The sequence below is a fragment of the Exiguobacterium sp. s39 genome, from assembly GCF_018618925.1.
Taxonomy (GTDB): Bacteria; Bacillota; Bacilli; order Exiguobacteriales; family Exiguobacteriaceae; genus Exiguobacterium_A; species Exiguobacterium_A abrahamii.
Window position 1 is genome coordinate 31,114 of the sequence record NZ_JACSNA010000001.1, and the last position, 23,104, is coordinate 54,217.

Annotated in this window: 21 protein-coding genes; 15 read left to right on the forward strand and 6 right to left on the reverse strand. The window is 45.9% G+C overall.

Features of this window, described 5'->3' with window-relative positions; all coding sequences use genetic code 11:
• Positions 1 to 271: 271 nt before the first annotated feature.
• Positions 272 to 1,006, forward strand: a complete 735-nt coding sequence (locus KNQ11_RS00240) for an ABC transporter ATP-binding protein (RefSeq protein WP_133207904.1) — start codon at positions 272 to 274, stop codon at positions 1,004 to 1,006.
• A complete protein-coding gene (locus tag KNQ11_RS00245; RefSeq protein ID WP_214768906.1) occupies positions 1,003 to 2,139 on the forward strand; it encodes an ABC transporter permease in 1,137 nt (378 codons plus the stop codon). The genes KNQ11_RS00240 and KNQ11_RS00245 overlap by 4 nt, the downstream gene beginning before the upstream one ends.
• 60 nt (positions 2,140 to 2,199) lie before the next feature.
• Here KNQ11_RS00245 and KNQ11_RS00250 read toward each other — a convergent pair whose 3' ends face one another.
• Positions 2,200 to 3,498 carry an ammonium transporter gene (locus KNQ11_RS00250; protein ID WP_023467352.1) on the reverse strand — a complete coding sequence of 433 codons (1,299 nt, stop codon included), beginning with the start codon at positions 3,496 to 3,498 and terminating at the stop codon, positions 2,200 to 2,202.
• A gap of 117 nt (positions 3,499 to 3,615) precedes the next feature.
• On the opposite strand from KNQ11_RS00250, the gene KNQ11_RS00255 reads away from it, so the two are divergent.
• From KNQ11_RS00255 to mscL, 7 genes are all read left to right on the forward strand, one after another.
• Entirely contained in the window at positions 3,616 to 3,918 is a 303-nt protein-coding gene (locus KNQ11_RS00255) for a MerR family transcriptional regulator (RefSeq protein ID WP_023467353.1), read from the forward strand.
• Positions 3,919 to 4,061: 143 nt separating this feature from the next.
• On the forward strand, positions 4,062 to 5,108 hold the full coding sequence (gene hemE / locus KNQ11_RS00260) for a uroporphyrinogen decarboxylase (RefSeq protein ID WP_023467354.1): 1,047 nt from the start codon (positions 4,062 to 4,064) through the stop codon (positions 5,106 to 5,108).
• Positions 5,105 to 6,037 (forward strand): ferrochelatase, encoded by a 933-nt coding sequence (gene hemH, locus KNQ11_RS00265; RefSeq protein WP_023467355.1) that lies wholly within the window; start codon positions 5,105 to 5,107, stop codon positions 6,035 to 6,037. The genes hemE and hemH overlap by 4 nt, the downstream gene beginning before the upstream one ends.
• Positions 6,027 to 7,436 carry a protoporphyrinogen oxidase gene (hemG, locus tag KNQ11_RS00270; protein ID WP_214768908.1) on the forward strand — a complete coding sequence of 470 codons (1,410 nt, stop codon included), beginning with the start codon at positions 6,027 to 6,029 and terminating at the stop codon, positions 7,434 to 7,436. The genes hemH and hemG overlap by 11 nt, the downstream gene beginning before the upstream one ends.
• 136 nt (positions 7,437 to 7,572) lie before the next feature.
• Positions 7,573 to 9,024: a cardiolipin synthase gene (cls, locus tag KNQ11_RS00275; protein ID WP_214768910.1), complete on the forward strand. Its 1,452-nt coding sequence runs from the start codon at positions 7,573 to 7,575 to the stop codon at positions 9,022 to 9,024.
• A gap of 75 nt (positions 9,025 to 9,099) precedes the next feature.
• Entirely contained in the window at positions 9,100 to 9,981 is an 882-nt protein-coding gene (locus KNQ11_RS00280; protein WP_149426903.1) for a Cof-type HAD-IIB family hydrolase, read from the forward strand.
• A gap of 12 nt (positions 9,982 to 9,993) precedes the next feature.
• Positions 9,994 to 10,386 carry a large-conductance mechanosensitive channel protein MscL gene (mscL, locus tag KNQ11_RS00285; protein WP_214768911.1) on the forward strand — a complete coding sequence of 131 codons (393 nt, stop codon included), beginning with the start codon at positions 9,994 to 9,996 and terminating at the stop codon, positions 10,384 to 10,386.
• 254 nt (positions 10,387 to 10,640) lie between these two features.
• Here the strand turns inward: mscL and KNQ11_RS00290 are convergent, their stop codons facing one another.
• On the reverse strand, positions 10,641 to 12,803 hold the full coding sequence (locus KNQ11_RS00290) for an ATP-dependent helicase (protein WP_149426904.1): 2,163 nt from the start codon (positions 12,801 to 12,803) through the stop codon (positions 10,641 to 10,643).
• Positions 12,804 to 13,049: 246 nt separating this feature from the next.
• Here KNQ11_RS00290 and KNQ11_RS00295 point away from each other — a divergent pair, with 246 nt between their 5' ends.
• Positions 13,050 to 13,547, forward strand: a complete 498-nt coding sequence (locus KNQ11_RS00295) for a GNAT family N-acetyltransferase (RefSeq protein ID WP_064300431.1) — start codon at positions 13,050 to 13,052, stop codon at positions 13,545 to 13,547.
• 49 nt (positions 13,548 to 13,596) lie between these two features.
• Here the strand turns inward: KNQ11_RS00295 and KNQ11_RS00300 are convergent, their stop codons facing one another.
• From KNQ11_RS00300 to KNQ11_RS00310, 3 genes are all read right to left on the reverse strand, one after another.
• A complete protein-coding gene (locus KNQ11_RS00300) occupies positions 13,597 to 15,063 on the reverse strand; it encodes a glycoside hydrolase family 32 protein (protein ID WP_214768913.1) in 1,467 nt (488 codons plus the stop codon).
• A gap of 86 nt (positions 15,064 to 15,149) precedes the next feature.
• Positions 15,150 to 16,733: a diguanylate cyclase domain-containing protein gene (locus KNQ11_RS00305; RefSeq protein WP_214768926.1), complete on the reverse strand. Its 1,584-nt coding sequence runs from the start codon at positions 16,731 to 16,733 to the stop codon at positions 15,150 to 15,152.
• Positions 16,734 to 16,758: 25 nt separating this feature from the next.
• Entirely contained in the window at positions 16,759 to 17,229 is a 471-nt protein-coding gene (locus tag KNQ11_RS00310) for a GNAT family N-acetyltransferase (protein WP_214724370.1), read from the reverse strand.
• A gap of 153 nt (positions 17,230 to 17,382) precedes the next feature.
• On the opposite strand from KNQ11_RS00310, the gene KNQ11_RS00315 reads away from it, so the two are divergent.
• Entirely contained in the window at positions 17,383 to 18,300 is a 918-nt protein-coding gene (locus KNQ11_RS00315) for an ABC transporter ATP-binding protein (RefSeq protein ID WP_029340951.1), read from the forward strand.
• Positions 18,278 to 19,021, forward strand: a complete 744-nt coding sequence (locus KNQ11_RS00320; RefSeq protein ID WP_133207914.1) for an ABC transporter permease — start codon at positions 18,278 to 18,280, stop codon at positions 19,019 to 19,021. The genes KNQ11_RS00315 and KNQ11_RS00320 overlap by 23 nt, the downstream gene beginning before the upstream one ends.
• 59 nt (positions 19,022 to 19,080) lie before the next feature.
• Here the strand turns inward: KNQ11_RS00320 and KNQ11_RS00325 are convergent, their stop codons facing one another.
• On the reverse strand, positions 19,081 to 19,722 hold the full coding sequence (locus KNQ11_RS00325; protein WP_064300371.1) for a YczE/YyaS/YitT family protein: 642 nt from the start codon (positions 19,720 to 19,722) through the stop codon (positions 19,081 to 19,083).
• A 170-nt stretch (positions 19,723 to 19,892) separates the two neighbouring features.
• On the opposite strand from KNQ11_RS00325, the gene KNQ11_RS00330 reads away from it, so the two are divergent.
• The 3 genes from KNQ11_RS00330 (at position 19,893) to glpK (ending at position 22,997) form a co-directional block, all read left to right on the forward strand.
• Positions 19,893 to 20,456: a glycerol-3-phosphate responsive antiterminator gene (locus KNQ11_RS00330; protein WP_023467370.1), complete on the forward strand. Its 564-nt coding sequence runs from the start codon at positions 19,893 to 19,895 to the stop codon at positions 20,454 to 20,456.
• Between the two features lie 195 nt (positions 20,457 to 20,651).
• Positions 20,652 to 21,476, forward strand: a complete 825-nt coding sequence (locus KNQ11_RS00335; RefSeq protein WP_064300370.1) for an MIP/aquaporin family protein — start codon at positions 20,652 to 20,654, stop codon at positions 21,474 to 21,476.
• A 30-nt stretch (positions 21,477 to 21,506) separates the two neighbouring features.
• Complete coding sequence (glpK, locus tag KNQ11_RS00340) at positions 21,507 to 22,997, forward strand: glycerol kinase GlpK (RefSeq protein WP_214768929.1); 1,491 nt, start codon at positions 21,507 to 21,509, stop codon at positions 22,995 to 22,997.
• The last annotated feature ends 107 nt before the right edge of the window (positions 22,998 to 23,104 follow it).

Below are 23,104 nucleotides of genomic sequence, written 5' to 3' on the forward strand. Positions count from 1 at the left end.
GTTATAAACACGTGCGAAAATGAAAAAATCTGAAATCGTTCATTCTTTAAATGACTAGACAATTAGACCACTTGATAGAGAATGAATGGACGATTCATTGATTTCACTTTCAATTTACATGTAAATCGTTTTCATATATTGATGTAACGATTACACTTAGAGTAATTGCCGAAAAAACAAGTATTAAAACATTATATTTTAAAAAACTAGGCGTTAAGCTAGAAAAACGAAGCAAATCTACTTTACGATGAGCCTAAAGGGAGTGGCGAACATGTTATTAGATATCAAAGGTTTATCAGGCGGATATGGATCGAAAACCGTCCTTCATGACATTAATATCGAAGTGGATCGGGGTGAACTCGTTGGTTTAATTGGTTTAAACGGTGCTGGGAAATCGACGACTATCAAGCACATACTCGGTCTTTTGCCAGTCAAGACGGGATCAGTTCGAATCAATGGAATGGATTTAGCAACGAACGAAACCGAGTATCGTCGCCAAGTTGCATACATTCCAGAACAACCGATGTTATATGAACAACTGACATTACGGGAGCACCTTCGTCTGATGGCGCAAGGATATGATGTCGAAGAAGCGATCGCGACAGAACGCGCGCAACATTACGCTGAACGACTTCGGATGACGAAGCAACTCGAATGGTTTCCAAGTGTCTTCTCAAAAGGAATGAAACAAAAAGCGATGATCTTGTGCGCACTCGTCACAGGGAGTGAGCTGTTGATCGTCGATGAACCGTTTGTTGGACTAGATCCGCTCGCGATTCGCGAGTTATTACAGATTTTTAGTGAACTGAAACAGGATGGAAAAGGGATCTTAATGTCAACACATATCCTTGAGACAGCAGAACGGCATTGTAATCGTTTCGTACTCTTACATGAGGGTCACATTGCAGCGGAAGGGACGACAGCTGCTTTACGCGCACGATATGGACTGCAAGATGGAACGCTGGATGATCTGTACGTCGCTGCAATCGAGGAGGCGGAACGATGAGCAGCCAGTCCTTATGGAGGGAACGGTATCAGGCGGCGATGACCGAGACGGTGAAATACACAAGGTATATGGCGAATGGTGGACTATTATTCACCGTGTACTTCGTTATTTTGTACGGTTTAGTCGTATACGGTCGTTTCCTCGACCAACTCGATCCATCGTTTCCTGGTCGGTTCGTCATGGCAGCCTTGTTTCTGATTTTACCGCTCTACCGGACGAGTCGGACGTTTCTCGTTGAGGCGGACCAAGTGTTTTTGTTACCGGTATTAGCGAAGTTATCAGGGTTTATGCAACAAGTACGAGCGTACAATGCGGTCTTTGGTATCATCCGTGCCGTGATTCCATTTTTAGCTGTCGTTGTTCTCTATGTTCGAACGGAACAGACGACACCACTTGAACTTGTTTTACTTGGGGTAGCACTTGCTTTGTTCGGAGCGGCTGCGAATTTATCCAAGCTTGAAGGCATCGCACATCGGACGGTGTTGCTGTATGCGTTCGGAGCGGCGCTACTCGTCATCATCGATATGGCGTGGATGACAATCGTCGTCGCACTTCTCTTAATGGTCGTACTCCATTTGAAGCGTCAGGACCATCTTCCTCTACGCGAATGGATTGCACTTGAGCAGGAATCGCGCGATCGTTTTTACCGACTAGCAAATTGGTTCGTCGATGTACCTCATTTGACAGCAACGTATAAACGCCGTCGTCTCTTAAGTAACATGGTCGAGCGGATTCCACATCGAGCGCAAACGACATTCGATTACCTGTATGTCAAACAGTTCATCCGGAGTGGGGACGGCATCGGATTGATTGTTCGTTTGACATTGATTGGGGTCGTGTTCATGTGGTTGGCAAACGGTAACGAGTTGTTCGTTGCGCTTGCAATCCCTGCGTTTGCAGGACTTACAAGCTTTCAGCTAGCACCGTTCACGAAGGCAGTGGACCAACACCTATTGACTCGTCTATTACCGTTTGGAAATGCTGTACAGGCGAAACGGAAAATCATCCGCTTCGCAGCAATCAGTCAATGCATCGTCCTGACGCTACTTGGATTCTTCTTCAGTGGATCCCTCTATGTCGTTGGTGGGGCAGCCTTGGCGCTTGTGATTGGTGAATACTACGCTCGAAAGTAATAAACAAGAAAGAGCCTACGCGATGAATCCATCGTGTAGGCTCTTGTTCTTTACTAATTATTAATTGACACGTTCGTTTGAGAGGTCTTCTTCTTCAACCATACGTAATTCTTTGCTGACAGGAGCAGGGAGATCGTAAGAAGATTGACCATGTTCTGCAACATCCAATCCGCGGAGTTCATCTTCGCGTGTGATCCGAAGACCAATCGTAAGGTCGAGAACTTTTAAGAATGCGTAACTTAAGACGCTGACGATGACGACGGCAAAGACGACACCAAGTGCTTGAACGCCGAGTTGCGTAAAACCGCCACCATAGAAGAGACCAGCTTGTCCGATCCCTGTGATTTCAACGAGTCGTGGTGAAGCGAAGAATCCAGTTGCGAGTGTACCCCAGATACCAGCGACGCCATGAACGGAGAAGGCACATAATGGATCATCCACACGGCTTGCGAGAAGAATGCTCGTTCCATATGTGATCACACCAGCGAGGAAACCGATGACGACAGCTGCCCACGGTTCGACGAAGGCACAGGCTGCTGTGATGGCGACGAGTGCAGCTAACACGCCGTTGATGATCGAAGGGATATCTGCGACACGACGGTGCCAGAATGAGATGGCAAGAGCACCGAGGGCACCTGCTGCAGTCGCAAGTAACGTCGTCAAGGCAACGTAACTAAAGAATCCATCGGCAATCGTTAGTGTCGAACCAGCGTTGAAGCCGAACCAACATAACCAGAGGATGAAGGCACCAACGACAGAATAGATGACGTTGTGTCCAAGTAACGGTGTTTTTTCAGCACCGATTCGTTTCTTGAGCAGTAAAGCGGCAACGAGTGCGGCAATCCCACCTTGTAAGTGAACGACCGTTGATCCAGCGAAGTCTTGCATCCCGAGCGAACCAAGGAATCCACCTGCCCAAACGGAACGTGCGATGATCGGATAGATGATAGCAACGAAAAACGTTCCGAACAACAGGTAGACGGATAATTTAGCACGTTCTGCGAATCCGCCCCAAGCGATCGCGAGGGAGACAGCGACGAATGAGAGTTGGAAGAGGAACTTCACATCAATCGTGATGTTCGACCAATCAAGACTGCTGAATCCTCCTTGTAAAAAGAATCCTTCCGTTCCGATGATAGAATTGCCATCACCGAACGTCAATCCGAATCCGATGGCCCAAAAGGCGAGAGCGGCAACCGAGAAGCTGATGATTTGTTTGACGGCGACGTGCCCCGCGTTCTTCGCCCGTAACATCCCTGTTTCTAGAAGTAAGAATCCGATTTGCATCGTAAAGACGAGCAGTGCTGCGAATAAGACATAAAACGTATCGACTGAGATAGCGAGTTGTTCCAGTTTCATTGTCGTTCCTCCTTTATCCATTTAAAGTATGTGTTTACTTTAGACGGAAATACTTTCAAAGAAACGTGTTGTGTCAGAAAATCTGACATGGTATTTTTGTGGAAAGGAGTGACGAAGATGAACTACCGCGAAAAAAAGGTGATGTCGATCGGAATCGTCTGTGAATTGACCGGCTTGTCAGAACGTCAGATTCGTTACTATGAGGAACGGAAGCTAATCTTTCCAGAACGGACAAATGGAAAGACACGAAAATATTCGTTTACGGATGTCGAGCGACTCGTCGAAGTCGCGGAAAAAATCGAGGATGGCTGGCGCACGCACGAAATTCGAGAAAAAGAACGCAAGGTAACGGAACAACAACGTTCTGACTTGATTCGTGGTCAGTTGAATGCTGCATTCGGTCTTTACAAGAAACAGTGAACATTTCATGAACTGGTAACAGAACTGTCATTTTGTAAACGATTTATTGGCACAGACTTCTTAATTTCAGATATAATGTTTCTGTGTTCACAAACTTATCGTACGTTTTTTTGGGGCGTTAGAACGAGTATAAAGGGGTAGTTATGATGAAGAAATTCAATGATACGTTTTTGCGGGCGATCCGTGGCGAGCAGATTGATCACGTTCCCGTCTGGTACATGCGACAAGCAGGTCGTTATCAAGCGGAATATCGTGAAATCAAGAAGACGCGGACGCTTTTCGAGATCACACATGACTCGGAACTAGGCGCATATGTGACAGAACTACCTGTAAAACAATTAGGGGTCGATGCAGCGATTCTGTATAAAGACATCATGACGCCACTTCCATCGATGGGCGTTGACGTCGAAATCAAGAGTGGTATCGGTCCAGTCATCGCGAACCCGATTCGCACGATGGCAGATGTCGAAGCATTACAACCATTTAACCGTGAAGATATTCCATATATCTATGAAACGATTCGTTTGTTACGGGAACGACTCGAAGTACCGTTGATTGGTTTTTCCGGGGCACCATTCACGCTTGCGAGCTATATGATTGAAGGTGGTCCTTCGAAGGGATACCATAAAACGAAAGCATTGATGTATGGACAACCTGAGGTATGGCATGCCTTAATGGAGAAACTAGGTGACATGGTCATCGATTACATCAAATCACAAGTGGATGCAGGAATCCAAGCGTTCCAAATCTTTGATTCATGGGTCGGAACGACAAGCCGGAAAGATTATGTCCGTTACATCAAGCCAACGATGGAACGCATTTTCACGGAATTAAAAGATACAGGCGTGCCGATGATCATGTTCGGTGTAGGAGCGAGTCACTTGGCAGAAGAATGGCACAGTTTACCGTTAGACGTCGTCGGACTTGATTGGCGTTTGTCGATTGACGAAGCACGTGAGCGTGGACTGACGAAACCTGTCCAAGGAAACCTCGACCCGTCTTATCTGTTAGCACCATGGGATATCCTTGAAGCAAAAACGAAGGAAATTCTCGACATGGGAATGAAGCAACCAGGATTTATCTTTAACCTCGGTCACGGCATCTTCCCGGAAGTCGATCCAGAAGTATTGAAACGTTTGACTGCATTTATCCATGATTATTCGAAAGAAAAAATGGAGGTAGGAAAATGAAGACGTTAGGACTACTTGTTATGGCGTACGGTACGCCATATAAACCAGAAGATATCGAGCGTTATTATACGCACATCCGTCGCGGGCGCAAACCGTCTCCAGAAGCATTGGCAGAGTTGACGGAACGTTACGAAGCCATCGGTGGTGTCTCACCACTCGCACAAGTCACGATTGATCAGGCTGAAGAGCTACACCGTCAACTGTCTGAGAAATATGCTGGTGAAATCGAGTTCAAACTCTATCTTGGTCTGAAACACATCGAGCCATTCGTTGAGGATGCTGTCGAGCAAATGGCAAAAGACGGCATTACGGAAGCGGTCACGGTCGTTTTAGCACCTCACTATTCGACGTTCAGTATCCGTTCATACAATGGTCGTGCGAAGGAAGTCGCGGACCAACACGGTATTCGTCTCGCATCCGTCGAATCGTGGTACAAAGAAGAAGCGTTTCTCGATTGGTGGGGTAAAGAAATCCGCAAGACGTTCGACGCTTTACCAGTACCTGAAGAAAAAGCCGTTCTCGTCGTTTCAGCACACAGTCTACCTGAAAAAATCATTGCAAACGGTGATCCATACCCAGAACAATTGAAGGAAACAGCTGAATTGATCGCGCAACGTGCTGGTGTACCGCATATGATCACAGGCTGGCAATCGGCTGGACAAACGCCAGAACCATGGCTTGGACCAGATGTTCAGGATTTGACACGTGACGTCTACGAAGAAAAAGGATACGAAGCATTCGTCTATGTACCCGTTGGTTTCGTTGCCGATCACCTAGAAGTATTGTTCGATAATGATTACGAGTGTAAAGTCGTCTGCGACGAACTCGGAATTCACTATGCGCGACCTGTCATGCCAAACGCGGATCCAGCTTTCATGAAAGCTGTCACGGAAGCCGTCGCGAAACAGGTGGGTAGTTATGTCCAGTAAACGTCTCGTCATCGTGGGCGGTGGTATATCAGGACTTGCAGCCGCCTATTATGCAGAGAAGCAGTTTCCGGAGATGAACATCACGTTACTCGAGGCAGAGGGTCGTCTCGGTGGTAAGGTGGCGACATATCGGGACGAAGGATTGACGATCGAGCGGGGACCGGATTCATACGTCGCACGGAAACACGTGTTGACGGATCTCATCGAAGAGATTGGATTAGGGGAGCAACTCGTTCGCAATAACACGTCGCAAGCGTATATCTTGGATGCGCGCGGTCTCCACCCGATTCCAAAAGGTGCCGTCATGGGCATCCCGACCGATTTAGAGTTATTCGCAGAGACGTCTCTACTGACGGAAGAAGAAAAGGCAGAGGTGACAGAACGCTTGCTTCACCCTGCTCCTGATTTGACGATTCCGGAAACAGACATCCCATTAGGGGAATACCTGCGTCCGCGTCTTGGAGATGCGCTCGTCGAGAAGTTGATCGAACCGCTTCTTTCAGGCATCTATGCGGGTGATATCGACCGGATGAGTACGTTCGCGACCTATCCGCAATTCGTTGCGAATGAGCAAAAGGCTGGAAGCTTGTTCGAAGGGATGCGCCTCATGCGTCCGCTTGATCAACAACAAGGTCCGACGCTCAAAGCGACAGGTCAATTCCTATCACTTGCTACTGGACTCGAGTCTCTCGTCGAGCGTTTAGAAGAGGTGCTCGAACGGACAGAGATTCGTCTTGAGACACCGCTTCGCTCCATTGAACGGGAAGAAGACGGGCGATATCGTCTCGAAACGGATCATGGTCCAGAATATGCCGATGATATTTTGTTGACGATTCCGCATCGCCAAGTCGTGTCCCTGTTACCAGATGCGACGCTTCCAGGGCTTGCGAACCTTTCAACACACTCGACGGCGACGGTCACGTTGATTTTCGATAAGGAAACTGCGTTACCGATTGATGGAACGGGATTCATCGTCAACCGTCGGGCGCCGTATTCAATTACAGCATGCACGGCGATTGATCAAAAGTGGAATCATGCAGCACCGAATCATACCGTGCTTCGTGCCTTCGTCGGACGCCCCGGAAAAGATGCACTCGTTCGTGAATCAGACGAAGTGATTGAACGCGTCGTCTTAGAAGATCTTGAAAACATCTGTGGTCGTCCTTTGCAACCGGAGCGTGTCGTCATCAGTCGTCTCTTAGACGGCTTACCGGCCTATACGGTAGGACATGCACAGCGGATTCAAGAAGTGCGAGAAATCGTCGCTTCTCATTATCCGCACATTCATTTAGCCGGACTCGCCTATGATGGTGTTGGATTGCCAGACTGTGTAGCAGGTGTCAAAGCGACGCTTGAACAAATGGCGTTACAACAACTGGAACCTTGTCCAGAATCATGACACGCCTAAACCTTTTTGAAGCTAGCAGTGCTTCAAAAAGGTTTTTTTGTCTTCAGAAGAATGACACGGAAGGAAACGGGAATAAGAGACAGAGGAATCAAAATCGAAGAATACCGTTGAAGCGGGAGGGAATCGTATGGTGGAAGTATGGAGTACGTTCACGATCATCATCGTCTACGGATTGCTTATCATGAATATCTTGGCTGTTCTGACGGTTATTTTTCTCGAGCGGCGCGATATTGGTGCGACGTGGGCATGGGTATTCATCTTGTATTTCGTTCCGCTCGTTGGATTTCTCGTCTATCTGTTTTTCGGAAGATTGTTGAAAAAAACGAATTTTTATCGTGTCACGGATGAAGAACAACTGGAACAGGATAGACGGATCGCCTTACAGAAAAAAGAACTTGTAACGATGGGACGGCACCCGATGATTCAAAAGCACCGGGATATGATTCGGATGAACCTGATGTCGAACGGTTCCCTGCTCAGTCTCTCGAATCAACTGCAGATTCTTTCGGATGGCGAGCAGAAGTTCAATCGGATGATTCAAGATATCCGCCAGGCAGAGCATGAAGTGAATATCCAATATTACATCATTCAGAAAGATCGTCTCGGGTTAGCGTTGATCGATACATTGACCGATTGTGCCCGTCGCGGGATCAAAGTACGTCTATTGTATGATGCTGTCGGATCACGAAGTCTCAAACGGACGGATTTTAAGGATTTACTCGCACACGGAGGAGAAGTGTTTGCCTTTTTCCCGTCGACGATTGGATTCGTTAATTTTCGATTGAACAACCGCAATCACCGTAAATCCTGTATCATTGACGGTCGAATCGGCTACATTGGTGGGTTCAACGTTGGTACGGAATATCTCGGTATCGATGAAAAGTTCGGCTACTGGCGGGATACACATTTTCGCTTGGAAGGTGACGCCGTTCATGATCAACTCGATCGCTTTATTCTCGACTGGAACCAAGCAAGTGACGTCTATACGGAAAAATCTTTGTTTTACTATGGAACGCATAGGATTCAGGATATATTACCGATGCAAATCGTCACATCGGGTCCGGATTCCCGTTCAGAGTATTTGAAGCTTGCCTTAATCAAGATGATCAACGAAGCAAAACGGACGATTTATATCCAATCGCCTTATTTCATTCCAGACACGAGTTATTTAGATGCATGTAAGGCAGCCCTTCTGTCCGGAGTGGAAGTCCGCATCATGATTCCGAACAAGCCGGATCACCCATTCGTTTACTGGGCAACGACTGCTGCTGTAGGAGAGTTGTTATCGTACGGAGCTAAAGTCTACACGTATGAACCTGGATTTTTACACGCAAAGACGATCGTCGTCGATGGCGAGATTGCTTCAGTCGGGACGACGAATATCGATGCGCGAAGCTTTCGGTTGAACTTTGAAATGAACACGATCGTCTATGATCAGGCAATAGCGATTGAACTAGAACGTCTCTTCCTCGCTGATTGTGAGGTATCAAAGCTCATGACGGTCGAGTCGTATGCCGCGCGTTCAAGAACGATCAAATTCAAGGAAAGTATTTCGCGTTTATTGTCACCGATTTTGTAAACCGCGTTTACGACCAGTCAAAATGTGAAAAATGGTATAGTGGTATGGAAATAGAAAAAGAGGAGAGTGAAGACGATGGCAAATTCAATCAAACTACTCGTATCAGACATGGATGGAACCGTTCTTTCGGGCAAGCAACGAATTGAACCGGAGACGATTCAGGCAATTGAAGCGGCACGCGAACAAGGTGTCGAATTTGCAATCGCGACAGGACGTAACTACTTAAATGCAAAAGAATTAACAGATGCAGCAGGAATCCACTGTCCGATCATTGCTTCAAACGGGGCACGTGTGATGACCGTAGATGGAGAAGAGTTGAGTGCGACGACGTTGACGACGGAACAAGCACAGCAAATTTACGGTATCATCAGTCAATATGAAGTTTTCTTCGAGATGTTCTGTGATCGAGGACTCGTGACAGCACAAGGAGCGACGATCGACGCAGCCTATGATTCCCTGAAAGAGTTGAGTGAAGAAAGTGATCGGGCAAAACAAGTGCTTGATTTCTTCCACGATCGTTATTATGTCCACGAAGACGTCAAGATGATTGATGGATTCCGGTCGTACATTCGTAACCAAGCAGGAAAAGTATTTAAATTCATTTCATTCTCGTTTGATCAAGAATTAATGAAAAAAATCTGGCAGGAAATCGAGCAGAAGGTCGACGGTGTCTATGTCACGTCGTCAGGACACGATAACATTGAAGTCATGGCAGTCGGTGCCGATAAAGGAACGGCAGTTAAAATCCTCGCAGACCACCTCGGTGTGCCAATCGAACAGGTCGCTGTCATCGGTGATAACCTGAATGATCTTCCAATGTTCAAAGTTGCCGGCAAAGCGATCGCGATGGGGAATGGTCATGATGAGGCAAAAGCGATTGCCCATCACGTGACGAAAACAAATGATGAGCACGGCGTCGGATATGCGATTCAGCAGTTGGCGTCCCGTGCTTGGTAAGGGGGACGTTTCATGTTTAAGGCATTCAAGGAATTCGCATTTCGAGGAAATGTGATCGACTTAGCGGTCGGAGTTATTCTTGGTGCTGCGTTTAGCGGGATCATCAAATCCCTCGTTGACAGCGTCTTCATGCCACTGATCGGTATCATCATCGGGGGCATTGATGTCAAAGGATTGTCGGTCATGGTCGGAAATGCAGAGTTGCAGTACGGTCAATTTCTTCAAGCGAGCATCGAATTCTTGTTGATCGCCTTTGCGCTGTTTATATTCGTCAAAGGCATCACTTCATTCCGGAAGAAGGAAGAAGTCATCGAAGAAGAAGCGGTACCAACGACAGAAGAAAAATTATTGACAGAAATCAGAGATGCCTTGATTCATCAAAATGAGTCGTCGACGAAAAACTGACGTATATAATTGGGATTAACTTAAAAAGAAGGACTCGTCTTTTCACGCCCTTTCCTCAGGCGAGACACAAGCCAGTTTTCCTGCTTCATTCAAGCAGGAAAGCAGGTCTTGTTTGTCTCTGACAGCGCGATGCGCTTTTTCCTGTAGGAGTGTCGTGAAACGAGGCCTTCTTTTTTTACGAGATAAGGGTGGCAGATCATCATTCTGCGACCCTTATCTTTATGGAGACTGACTTATGAATCAGTCCATTTAAATCATAAAATTTCGAGTAATGCATTTTCAGAGCAGACTTGTAACGAAAGCTGTTTTTTCATTCCTTGATCAAATGAAATTTCTAGCACGTCGTCAACCAGGTGCAAGACGGTTCCGGGACCAAATGCTGTATGCGAGACACGCATGTTCTCAGTGATCGGTAGTGGGGGGACGCTAGCTCGCGCTGCAACAGCAGTTCGCTTGCGCTCTACTTTTCGTTTTGCAGCATCAGGCGTGACGAGGCGATGAACGTCTTCGACGAATGGCGAGACATCAAATGATTTCGATTTAAAACGATAGGACAGAAGATGTAGTTCGTGTCGCGCCCGTGTCATGCCGACGTAAAACAAACGTGCAGCTTCTTCCATATCATCGAGTTGTCCATTCTTGTACGCCTTGATCGTATCAGCTGATGGAAGAATACCAGAAACGAGATCAATCATGAAAACGCGATCGAATTCAAGTCCTTTTGCACTGTGAAAGGTCGAAAGGGTGACCGCATTTTGATTTTTATTTTGTTTCGCATCACGCATCAATTGTTCGAGATGCGTGATCCGTTCACGAAAAGCGAGTAGCGTTGGTACATCACTTGCGATGTTATCAATCGTATTCAATGTTTCAAGCAGGTGATCGAGACTAAAACCGAGACTCTCACTCATTTTCCGCAAATTCTTTTCGTAACCCAGTTCATGACGAATCAGAGAGAGGGCAGCAGAGGGTCGAACGGTTTGGATGGAAGCGAACGTGCGCTTCATTTGTTGAAGTTGTTTCTTTTGATAAAACTTCATCTCGATTTTGTTTATGAGTAGATCAAATACAGATTCGCCCGTACCGAACTGCTGCAATTGAGAAAGTTGCGCTTTTGAAATGTACCCGGCGAATTTCGTATGAATAGTTGCTAACACATCGATATCTGTCGGATCTTGTGCGAATGTCATGAAGTTTAAGATATCCTTCAAAATCCAATGACTGAAGAATTTATGATCGACATCCTTAATATAAAACGGAATATTTGCTTGATCCAAAGCATTCATGACGTTGATCGAAGAAGCATTGTTGCGATATAAGATGGCCACTTCGCGGTAATTCGTCTCTGTCCGTAGTTGATTCAACAGATAGCGAGTCTGATCCTCGTAAGTTGGTAACGTCTCTAAGATGATCGGACGAACAGCAGCGTTCTCCGTGAACATCTGTTTCGGATAGCGTGCTTTATTGCGCTGAATGAATTGGTTCGCGACGGATACGATGTCTTGAGACGAACGATAATTTTGTTCCATGTAAAGAATCGTCGCATTCGGATACGTATCTTTGAAGTGCAAAATTTTAGAAGCGTCCGCGCCACGCCAGCTGTATAGCGTCTGATCATCGTCTGCAACGACACAAAGTCGGTTATGCGGTAAGGCTAACTTTTCGACCAATTGATGTTGAACGAGTGACGTATCCTGGCTCTCATCCGTTAGGATATAGTCAAAGCGACGCTGATAATGTTGCAACAGACGACGGTCTTGCTCCAAAATCGTATTCGCATACGTCAACATATCATCAAAGTCGAGTAACGGATGTAAGGGATCACGCGACTTGAATTGTTCATACGCCACATAAATATCAGGGAAATGTTTGATCGTCGTCGGTACTGCCTTGATTTCCTTTAAAGAAAGAAGACGGTTCTTGACAAAGGAAATCATTCGTAATAACTCATCCATCTGGTCGTCGGTAATGACACTCCGATTAATTTCCTGGAAAATACGCCGGAGTAACATACGTTTATGTGGCGCATTCGGATGTTGTTGATCCATTGGTCCCTCAATGATCGTATAGGAAAGACGCTGCTGGGATGTATGATCCCGAACGACTTGAAAAGCAAAGCTATGAATCGTCGAGAATGCCGCTGTCGTTCCAATTAATTCGTGAAATAGATGATAAAAACGATCCGCCATCTCGCGAGCTGCTGCCTTACTGAAGGTCAGCCCTAAAATACGATGTGGTTCGATCTTTTTTTGTAAAATCAAATAGGCAATCTTAAAATTAAGCGTCGTTGTTTTTCCAGAGCCGGGTGAGGCGAGTAACAGCAACGGACCATGGTCATGTTCGATTGCCTGTTGTTGGACAGGATTCAGTTGAATGCCGGTCAATCGCTCCATCTGTTCGAAAAAATCTTCATGCATGATACAGTTCACCTCGAGCGTATTTATTTCTCGTCCAATAATCGAACTTTCCCTAGTGTATCATTTTTAGTGTCAGGATTGGATTACGGAAAGAAGAACCGTGGAATAAAGAGACAAGAGCCTATTGGATGTTATGTAAGACGAGTACCCTAAAAGACTAGGCAAATGGATACAAAAACATTAAAATGGGAATAGATGTAAGAGAGTACTCTCTTGTCCTGTACAAAGAGGGAAGGCGGAATGAGAATGTCTGTAGTGAAATTACACATGTATACGAATGAACATTATGAACAATGTGATGCGTTCATTCTTCCGGAAGAACAAGTCCAGTTTACTTCTTTTCCGACGGATGTCGTCACAGATGCAGTTGCCCATCCAGATAAATTCCCGGTTGTCATCAAAAAAGACGAGCTCGTCGTCGGATTTTTTATTCTTCATCTTAACCCCCCTAAAACACATCGAACACATGAACAAAGTGTCCTATTACGTGCCTTTTCCATTGATGCACGCCATCAACAGCAAGGATATGCGAAAGAGGCAATGATGCAGTTGCCAGAGTTCGTCCATCATCATTTTCCAGAAGTCACAGCGATTACACTAGCGGTCAATAAAAAGAATATTGCTGCAAAATCACTGTACTTCAAGACGGGATACGTCGATACGTTACAGTCCGTCATGGGTCCGATTGGGGAGCAACACATCCTTGCCTTTGATTTAGAAAAAGAACTACGATTGAAGCATTGAATTAAAAAAAGCATTTTCCTGATTCTATTCAGGAAAATGCTTTTTTTACTTAAGATAAATCGTAGAGTGATAGATGCGCACCTGCTTCACCAGAGAAGACAATCCCTCGACTGGATGTTTTCGGGAAAATCCGTCCAGATGCAACGGCTTCTCCGTCATTCAGGAAAAGTTCAAACGAAGAACGATCCACGAACAAACGTAATGTATGCAAGTCCTTCGCAAGAATCGTCGATCGCGAAGTACCGAATGATTCAGCAGGGACTTCCGCACCTGAACGGCTTCGATCGATTGTAAATTGACGTGATACAGCATCGTAGTGGAATACCGTCTCTTCTGTAGCGTCTTGACGAATCGAGAAGCGGAACGAGTCCGACGACAGTTTTAAGTCTGTCATCACGAGCTCGAAAATCTCGGCTTCCGCAATTGTCACGTCTTGTTCGAAAAGAATCGTTTCGTCAAACAGCGTCTCTTTTCGTAGCTGTGTCAGTTCACGGACAGGTCGTTGACGAAGTTGCCCCTGTTCGATCGTTAATTCACGTGGCAATGTCAAAGCATGTGCCCAGTTATAGATGTCAGAAGGATAACTGATATCCGGTAACCCCATCCAACCAACAAGAATCCGTCGACCATCTGCCGCCTCAGTTGTTTGTGGCGCGTAGAAGTCAAATCCGAAATCGAGTTCTTGGAACGATTCGTGTGTGAATGTTAAGTCGGGTAAAGCTAACGGTTCGCCGATGAAATAACCGGACTGGAAAATATTTTGATAGTTCTGACCATCTGGTTCAATCCCTTGAGGGCTAAAGAGGAGGATTCCTTTTCCATCCAGCTCGAAATAATCAGGACATTCCCACATATAACCGAATGTCGGGTAGTTCGTCTGTAACTCACCGAGGAATGTCCATTGCTCTGCATCTTGAGACTGATAGATGACAGTACAGCCCGTCAAGTCACTGCGCTGTGCACCAATGATGCAGTACCAGATGCCCGATGCATCTTGGAAGACTTTCGGATCACGGAAATGTTCCGTATATCCTTCAGGAACGTTTGGAATAGCAGGTGGTAAATGTTTTTCGATTCGTCCATCCGAGCGGAGATGACCGACGATTTGGCTCGTATGGCGATTCCAATCCGCATCCCGTTTATTACCGGTGTACATGATGTGCACTTGATCATCTTTAATGAAGCCACTACCGGAATAAGCACCGTGCGAATCTGGATCGTCATTTGGGATCAAGGCGGCTCCTTCATCGAACCAATGTACAAGATCTTTTGATGTCATGTGATACCAGTACTTCAGCCCGTGTACGGGTCCGAGTGGAAACCATTGATAAAACAAATGATAGAGACCATCATGATAGACGAAGCCGTTCGGATCATTCAAAAGTCCGGTCGGAGGTTGAATATGGTAAGAAAATCGCCAAGGAGATGTTCGAACTTCTTCCTTCATCGCTTGGTAAACGCTCGGATCGACATCCGAGAGGGGACGGTATCGTGCTTCACGTGTCCATTGATTCATGTTGACAGCTCCTCGTTGAAAAATTATACGCTTCTCGTTCACCTTACGGAGGAGAGCTGCGCTTGTCAATCCTCCGTCCTGAATGGTCAATGAACGGACATACATCCTCTGCCGTTTTGCTTCGAACGATAGAGCGCTAAATCAGCGCGATGCATGACTTGTTCAAGTGATTCTCCTGTCACCTGTTCGGCGACTCCGATACTCATCCCGATGTGGACGGTTTGTTCTTCTAAGTGATACGGCATCGAGACGTGAGCGATCCATTGTTCACCTAAGTATCGTGCTTCTGTTAAGGATTGAGTGGTCAAGACGATGATGAACTCATCGCCGCCCAGACGAGCCACGAATCCACCAGGTGGAAGCAACTGTTCGAGACGTTGACTGACCTCGATCAGCAGGAGATCACCTAGCGCGTGACCATACGTATCATTGACTGCTTTAAAGCCGTCTAAATCAAGGCAAAGATAGATAGAATGCGTTTCTGCAGGCAATTGTTCGATGTATTGAGCAAGACCGTTGCGGTTCGCGAGACCAGTCAGGCTATCGCGTTGTGACAAGCGTTCAAACGTTAATTTCTCTTGTTCGGTATGTAGCAAGCGATGAATCAGTCGTTGTAAGGCATCCGTCAGTGTCTCGATTTCTCGGATTCCACGATGATTCGGGAGTGATTTTGAGGGATCATCCTGCATCTGTTGGGCGGCATGTGTGATTTTTAATAATGGTCGTGTCAATAGCTTCGCTAACATCCAGCCAAGTACGGCTGTAACGAAAGAGGCAATCAAACCAGCGATGAAAATCGTTTGACGTAAAGCATCGGCATCAGCGAACGCAATCGAAGTCGGTTGACGTACGAGAACCGTCCAACCTAAGCCATCGTAATCCTTGTAACCTCGGCTTGTGCTTTGACCAGAGACAAATTCTTTCCCTTGCCAGGAAGCGGTCGCAGAAGCATTCGAAGTCAGCGTTACGCTATCGGGTAATGTTTTACCGCTCCATCCGCTTGGTCCAAGTAAAATCGTTTTTCGATCTTGACTAATGATGAAGACATCGACTTGTTGGAGAGAGGACGTGGCGCTTTGAAAACTTTGTTCGATCGCTTTTGCCCATTCGAAGCTGAGATGTGTCGCAAGGACACCAGAAAATCGACCCTTATCATACAAAGGTGTACTAATATCGACGAACTGTAACGGTTCACCGCTTGGGTTCGGCAATAATTTTGCGAGTAGGACAGCTTCATGGACATCTCCGATGAATGGTTGTGATAAGGCTTGTTGGAAGACGGGACGTTCCTTGATCGATGTTCCTTCCAGAATCTGATTCGTTGACGCAACGACGTTACCTTCCGTATCTAATCGACCAATCCAAGAAAAGTCAGGAATCTGCCGTTGTAACTCTTCGAGTGTCCGTCGCGTTTCTGTTTTTTGTTCTGTTTGTTGAATCGTTGATAAGGAACCCAGCAATTTTACTTCGGCATAACGTGACCACATGTAATGATCAAGCTTATCAGATAGTTGGTGAGCGGTCGTTGACAGATTCATCCCGACTTCCGATTGGAGTCGGTTTGTTGCATGTTGACTAATGAAGAAAGTTAATCCGAGCGTCATGCTAAAAAATAGCAGGGAAATCAATCCCGCTAACAAAACATCAAAGCGAAGTGAGGGTTTGGACATTGTGTGATACTCCATTCATACGTTTTCATTTGTTTTTACTTACATCATACACGTAGACGTCTACGAGTTGTTCGCGGTTCGAGAAACTCGTTCGCGCGTATCGGAAATCGTGTTTTTCCCAAAAACGACGGGCTCTTAAATTATCAGGTAAGACCGCGAGATGAATGTGAGGTTCCTGACTTAGGAATCGATCACAAAAAGCGGATAGTAACCGACTGCTAATTCCCGTACCGTGTTGAGAAGCATCCATTAAGAATAAACCGATCCAAGGTGTACCGTTTTTTGGATGCTTCGGTAGGTAGTCAATCAGTAAGACGGGTTCTCCGTCCACATATCCAATCAGCGATACGGTATCGGGATTTAAAAACTCTTCCTGTAAGGTCGAATCAGAGAGCGGAAGCACTCGTTCTTCTAAGAGCGCATATTCAGGAACGCTCGCGTACAACGATTGGATGATCGGAAAGTGATCATGTGTTACTTGTTCAAAAAGAATCATCTAGCGACTCCATTCTTTATTTTTAGTATAAAATTTCTGCTGTTACGCCTTTTTAATTGGAATCGGATTACATATTTGTAAGAAATGAAACTTATCCTTTAAAATCACGTACACTAATAGCATAGACAAAATATGAATGAGGAGGAAGAGCAGATGTTAAAGATTGAAAATATCTCAAAGCGTCTCGGGAAAGAGCAAATTTTAAAAGACGTCAGTTTTGAGGTATCCCCAGGAGAAGTGTTCGGCTTCCTCGGACCGAACGGAGCAGGGAAGACGACGACGATTCGCATCATCACGGGACTACTCGAGCAGGATGCAGGGAAAGTCACGGTCAATGGATTTGATGTCGTAGAAGAGCGTTCGAAAGCGTTGACGCAAATTGGAGCAATCGTGGAGAACCCAGCGTTTTATCCTTATCTGACAGGAAAACAAAACTTGGTTCATGCAAAAAACCTCATTCCGGGACTCGGTCAAGTTGATTATGATGCACTAGCACGACTCGTTGGTCTTGAAGGAAAGCTTTCAAAAAAAGTCGGAGAGTACTCACTCGGAATGAAGCAACGACTCGGAATTGCTCGTGCCTTGCTACATAACCCGCGCGTCTTGATTTTAGATGAACCAACGAATGGTCTGGATCCATCCGGGATTGCGGAGCTTCGTGAATATTTACGCCAAATGGCGCGTGAGCAAGATATCGCGATTTTAATTTCAAGCCATATGTTGAGTGAGATGGAACAAATCAGTGATCGTTACGCGATCATCGATCAGGGTGTCATCAAGTCGGTCGAGTCCGTTCGTAATGAGACCGGAGCGAAAATCGCTCTTCGTGTCAATGCGGAAGCGATGACAGATGTACTCGATGCCCTTCGCGTCGCAAACTACCCATCAGAAGTACTCGAGAATAAAATCATTATCACCGCACCGGAAAGTGAATGTCCAGCTATCGCTCGACTCGTCGTGCCGATTGCCGATTTACATGAACTGACCGTTAAACGCTTGACGCTTGAGGAACAATTCCTGCAAGTAACGAAAAAAGAGGGGGATTCACATGCTTTCGCTCATACAAAATGAATGGATGAAATGGTGGACGACTAAAAAAGCGAAAATCGTTTTAGCGCTATATGTCGTTATTGCAGTTGGTATTATCATCATTGCAAAGACAAATGATTTTGAGTTCACACGTTATGATTATTATTCATTAACGTTCCTTTTACTGACATCTCTATTAGGAATCATCACGATTGTCTTCACGGCAGAAGCCATCGGGAATGAAGTACGTTATGACACGATGAAACACTTATTAATGAGTCCGTATTCACGAATGACGATTTATTTCTCGAAACTTATCTTTTCGATCTTGATCATGTTGCTCCAATTCGTGTTCATCGCTGCGATCGTCTACGCAGGCTCATTTGCGTTTTCAGAGGCAGGAGATCCAATTCTGTTCCGCGATACGATCGTCGAAGTTGTCAGTCCGATTTTTACAATATTCATGACGTTATTCTTCTCATTGTTGTTCCGTTCTGTTGGAATGATTATCGGCTTCACCGTACTAGCACAGTTCTTTACGAGCATTGCGGGTAACTTACTGGTTGGTTTCAAACCAGCAATCGCTAAGTGGATCGTATTCATGCATTTAGACTGGTCAATGTATTTCAAGGATTCTATGACCTATGGTACGAGTGAAGCGATGGGAACAACTTTGACGTTCTCCGCCTTGTTCGTATTGGCTCATATCATCGTCTTGTTAGGTGCATCGATTCTTGTCTTCCAAAGAAAATCATATACGTAAATGAAAGAGTTGCTACTGATAGATGAATTTGTCTATCAGTAGCAGCTCTTTTACAGTATTCAAGAACTTGTCCGTTTAGGTGGACGTGCCGTAATCGGGAACAATCGCTGAAACCATTCGATCAGTGGACCGTTCAATAAGAGGAAAATGAAAGTTCCGACTCCGATGCCGATCAGTTCGCGTTCAATCAGTGAAAAGAGGCAAGCAATCAAAAAAGGAATACCGAGGCTGATCGTTGCTCCGAGCGATGTACTTTTAAAGCGGCTGATCAGTGACTTCATCAAGTAATCCGGTGGCATCAATACGAATCCGATTTGGAGATAGAGGGCGAGTCCAAGTGAAATCAATGGCATACCGATCAACATGTACACGGCGCGCATCCAAAGTCCCTGTGGTGTGTAAATCAATTGATGGATGGATAAGAAGAAATCAATCGCAGCGCCGAAAAGGACGACGAGTGCAAAACTGAGAACAATCGTCCACCAACTAAATCGACTCCCGAGAGAAAGTGCTGCAATCAAAGCAAGCACATGTAAGACGATGATCGCTAGTCCGACAGTTAAAGGTGAGATGGCCGCGACGGCCTCACTCGCTGAAGTCCAAGGTGCACTCCCGATCGAGGCGGTCACCATGAAGCTGTTTCCTAAGGCGTTAATTAAAATAGAGAATAAATAGATGACAATCCGTTTTTGCTGACTCATTGACGTGCACAGACGGTAGGACTGCGCGTTCACCTCCTGAAAAAAAATCGTTTCGTTAAGCTATACCCTAATCGTAGCGCTCTTTTCACTTATTTTCATGAAAAGAGCATTGCCTATTCCTCCTATTTCACGACATACTTAGGACACATTACGAATCAGGGGGAGAACATATGACATATTTTGGACAGAAGATCCTGCCTTCCGTTAGAAAATTAGAAGACTTTGAAAAGATGCTGAAGAGTCCATATGAATATGGGGTCTTACTCGAAATGCACGTATCGCGCTTAAAAGCAGTCTATGAGATGGCGCATCGTTACGACAAAAAAATGTTTTTGCACATGGATCTCGTTCAAGGATTAAAAAATGATGAATACGCAACGGAATACGTCTGCCAAGAATTAAAGCCGTATGGTGTCATTTCGACGAAGGCGAGCGTCATCTTGAAAGCACGTCAAAAAAAGGTCAAGACGATGCAACGCATGTTCTTACTCGATTCCAGTTCACTCGAAAAAAGTTATCAACTCATGGAACGGACGCAACCTGATTACATCGAGGTGTTACCTGGATTAATGCCAAAGTACATTCAAGAAGTGAAAGAAAAGACGGGGCGTCTCGTATTCGCCGGTGGACTCATCGATACGGTCGAGGAAGTGGAACAAGCAATTGAAGCAGGTGCCTCAAGTATCACAACATCGAATAAGGACTTGTGGCGTCATTTTGAACCACGCTCCTAACCGGATTGTGATGAAAATCATTCAGATTGTTTGACAGCGTTTTCACTGATTGTTATAGTGATATCAAGTTGATACAAAGTGACGGAGAAAAGGGAGATTCACGTGTGAGTCCTGCTTGAAGAACATTCAAGTATGAACTGACGTGGATCTCCTTTTTATGTTGCTTTTTTCACATAACCAAAAGGAGGAACACATATGTCACCCATTTTAGCGGAATTTTTAGGCACAGCTTTGCTTGTCGCGCTTGGGAACGGTGTAGGTGCAGGCGTTAGTTTGACGAAATCGTTTGCAAAGGATGCAGGCTGGATCGTCATCACGTTTGCGTGGGGTTTTGCCGTGGCGATTGCAGCGTATGCCGTCGGTCAATTCAGTGGAGCACACCTTAACCCAGCAGTAACGCTTGGTTTAGCCTTTGACGGTTCATTTGCATGGACGGACGTACCAGGCTATATCGTCGCTCAAATTGCCGGCGGGATACTTGGTGCAAGTCTTGTTTTCGTCCATTACTTACCACATTGGGCAGAGACGAAAGACCCAGCAGCGAAACTCGGCGTCTTTGCGACGTCACCAGCGATTCCACATACATTTGCCAATCTAATGAGTGAAATGATTGCAACATTCTTACTTGTCATCGGGTTGTTGTCGATCGGAGCGAATAAGTTCTCAGATGGTCTGAATCCATTGATCGTCGGTTTCTTGATCGTCAGCCTCGGTATGTCATTCGGAGGCACGACAGGATATGCGATGAATCCGGCGCGGGACCTTGGTCCACGTATCGCTCACTTCATCTTACCGATTCATGGAAAAGGATCATCGAACTGGGGATACTCATGGATTCCGGTTCTCGGACCAGTTCTCGGTGGAAGTCTTGGCGGATTGTTTTATCGTTCGGTCTTCACAGGAAAAGATACACCGGCTTTTTGGATTGTAGGACTTGTGACAATCGTCATATTAGGCTTATGCTATAGATTCGGTGTTCGTCCGAACAAAACAACGTCAGTGGAGTCAAAGTCAGCTTAACTTATTTAGATACAAAAGGATGGGGAAGAGATGGAGAACTACATTTTGTCATTGGATCAGGGAACGACGAGTACACGTGCGATCCTGTTTAATCGTGCCGGCGAGATCGTCCATTCAGCGCAACAGGAATTCACGCAGTATTTTCCGAAACCAGGTTGGGTCGAACACAACGCAAACGAGATTTGGGGAAGTGTCCTTGCTGTCGTGGCGACTTGTCTGACGGAGGCGAACGTAAAGCCGTCGCAGATTGCTGGTATTGGAATCACGAATCAACGTGAAACAGCTGTCGTTTGGGAAAAAGAAACAGGGAAACCGATTCACAATGCAGTCGTGTGGCAATCGAGACAAACGGCTGAAATCTGTGAAGCGCTTCGAGCAGCCGGTCATGCCGAGCTCTTCCGTGAGAAGACAGGTCTATTGATTGACGCTTATTTCTCTGGTACGAAAGTCAAATGGATTTTAGATCATGTCGAAGGAGCACGGGAACGTGCTGAACGTGGTGAACTACTGTTCGGTACGATCGATACGTGGCTCATCTGGAAATTATCCGGCGGAAAAGCACATGTGACCGACTATTCGAATGCAAGTCGTACGTTGATGTATAACATTCATGAATTAAAATGGGATGACGAGTTACTCGGCATCTTAGATGTCCCAAAAGCCATGCTTCCGGAAGTACGACCATCTTCTAAAGTGTACGCAGAGACAGCAGGGTATCACTTCTTCGGAGAAGCAGTTCCAATTGCTGGAGCAGCAGGCGATCAGCAAGCCGCATTGTTTGGCCAAGCATGTTTTGATACAGGAATGGCGAAAAACACATACGGTACGGGTTGCTTCATGCTGATGAACACAGGGGAAGAGGCTGTGAAATCAGATCACGGATTGCTGACGACGATCGCGTGGGGCGTCGATGGAAAAGTGGAGTATGCCTTAGAAGGAAGTATCTTCGTCGCAGGATCTGCGATTCAGTGGTTACGTGACGGCTTACGTCTCATTGATGATGCCAAAGAATCAGAAGGATACGCAACACGCGTCACGTCTTCAGACGGTGTCTACGTCGTACCAGCATTCGTTGGTCTTGGTACACCTTACTGGGATTCAGACGTTCGTGGTGCCGTCTTCGGTTTGACACGTGGTACGGAAAAAGAACATTTCATCCGCGCGACACTTGAATCACTCGCTTATCAGACACGCGACGTCCTATCTGCGATGGAGCAAGATTCAGGCATCGAGATGAAAACGCTCCGTGTCGATGGTGGAGCAGTTAAAAACGACTTCTTGATGCAGTTCCAAGGTGACATCATCCAAGCGCCAGTTGAGCGTCCGGAAATCAATGAAACGACGGCGTTAGGTGCAGCGTACCTCGCAGGTCTTGCTGTTGGATTCTTTGAGAACCGTGAACAGATTGCGACGCAATGGAAAAAAGAACGTCGTTTCGAGCCGAGTATGGCGAAAGAAGAGACGGATGCGCTCTACGGTGGATGGCAAAAAGCTGTTCAAGCTACGATGTTGTTCAAATGATGTGAGGTATGTTATAGTAAGGTCAAGTTAATAAATCGGTCGGAGAATATGGAGAGACCACAGCAGCAGTTGACATAGTCAGCGTGTTTGTTGTGGTCTCTTTTTTT

Bases quoted from the DNA above. Each gene is read 5' to 3' on its own strand.
- KNQ11_RS00240 (WP_133207904.1), top strand. From the start codon at position 272: ATGTTATTAGATATCAAAGGTTTATCAGGCGGATATGGATCGAAAACC.
- KNQ11_RS00245 (WP_214768906.1), top strand. From the start codon at position 1,003: ATGAGCAGCCAGTCCTTATGGAGGGAACGGTATCAGGCGGCGATGACC.
- KNQ11_RS00250 (WP_023467352.1), bottom strand. From the start codon at position 3,498: ATGAAACTGGAACAACTCGCTATCTCAGTCGATACGTTTTATGTCTTA.
- KNQ11_RS00255 (WP_023467353.1), top strand. From the start codon at position 3,616: ATGAACTACCGCGAAAAAAAGGTGATGTCGATCGGAATCGTCTGTGAA.
- hemE (WP_023467354.1), top strand. From the start codon at position 4,062: ATGATGAAGAAATTCAATGATACGTTTTTGCGGGCGATCCGTGGCGAG.
- hemH (WP_023467355.1), top strand. From the start codon at position 5,105: ATGAAGACGTTAGGACTACTTGTTATGGCGTACGGTACGCCATATAAA.
- hemG (WP_214768908.1), top strand. From the start codon at position 6,027: ATGTCCAGTAAACGTCTCGTCATCGTGGGCGGTGGTATATCAGGACTT.
- cls (WP_214768910.1), top strand. From the start codon at position 7,573: ATGGTGGAAGTATGGAGTACGTTCACGATCATCATCGTCTACGGATTG.
- KNQ11_RS00280 (WP_149426903.1), top strand. From the start codon at position 9,100: ATGGCAAATTCAATCAAACTACTCGTATCAGACATGGATGGAACCGTT.
- mscL (WP_214768911.1), top strand. From the start codon at position 9,994: ATGTTTAAGGCATTCAAGGAATTCGCATTTCGAGGAAATGTGATCGAC.
- KNQ11_RS00290 (WP_149426904.1), bottom strand. From the start codon at position 12,803: ATGCATGAAGATTTTTTCGAACAGATGGAGCGATTGACCGGCATTCAA.
- KNQ11_RS00295 (WP_064300431.1), top strand. From the start codon at position 13,050: ATGTCTGTAGTGAAATTACACATGTATACGAATGAACATTATGAACAA.
- KNQ11_RS00300 (WP_214768913.1), bottom strand. From the start codon at position 15,063: ATGAATCAATGGACACGTGAAGCACGATACCGTCCCCTCTCGGATGTC.
- KNQ11_RS00305 (WP_214768926.1), bottom strand. From the start codon at position 16,733: ATGTCCAAACCCTCACTTCGCTTTGATGTTTTGTTAGCGGGATTGATT.
- KNQ11_RS00310 (WP_214724370.1), bottom strand. From the start codon at position 17,229: ATGATTCTTTTTGAACAAGTAACACATGATCACTTTCCGATCATCCAA.
- KNQ11_RS00315 (WP_029340951.1), top strand. From the start codon at position 17,383: ATGTTAAAGATTGAAAATATCTCAAAGCGTCTCGGGAAAGAGCAAATT.
- KNQ11_RS00320 (WP_133207914.1), top strand. From the start codon at position 18,278: ATGCTTTCGCTCATACAAAATGAATGGATGAAATGGTGGACGACTAAA.
- KNQ11_RS00325 (WP_064300371.1), bottom strand. From the start codon at position 19,722: ATGAGTCAGCAAAAACGGATTGTCATCTATTTATTCTCTATTTTAATT.
- KNQ11_RS00330 (WP_023467370.1), top strand. From the start codon at position 19,893: ATGACATATTTTGGACAGAAGATCCTGCCTTCCGTTAGAAAATTAGAA.
- KNQ11_RS00335 (WP_064300370.1), top strand. From the start codon at position 20,652: ATGTCACCCATTTTAGCGGAATTTTTAGGCACAGCTTTGCTTGTCGCG.
- glpK (WP_214768929.1), top strand. From the start codon at position 21,507: ATGGAGAACTACATTTTGTCATTGGATCAGGGAACGACGAGTACACGT.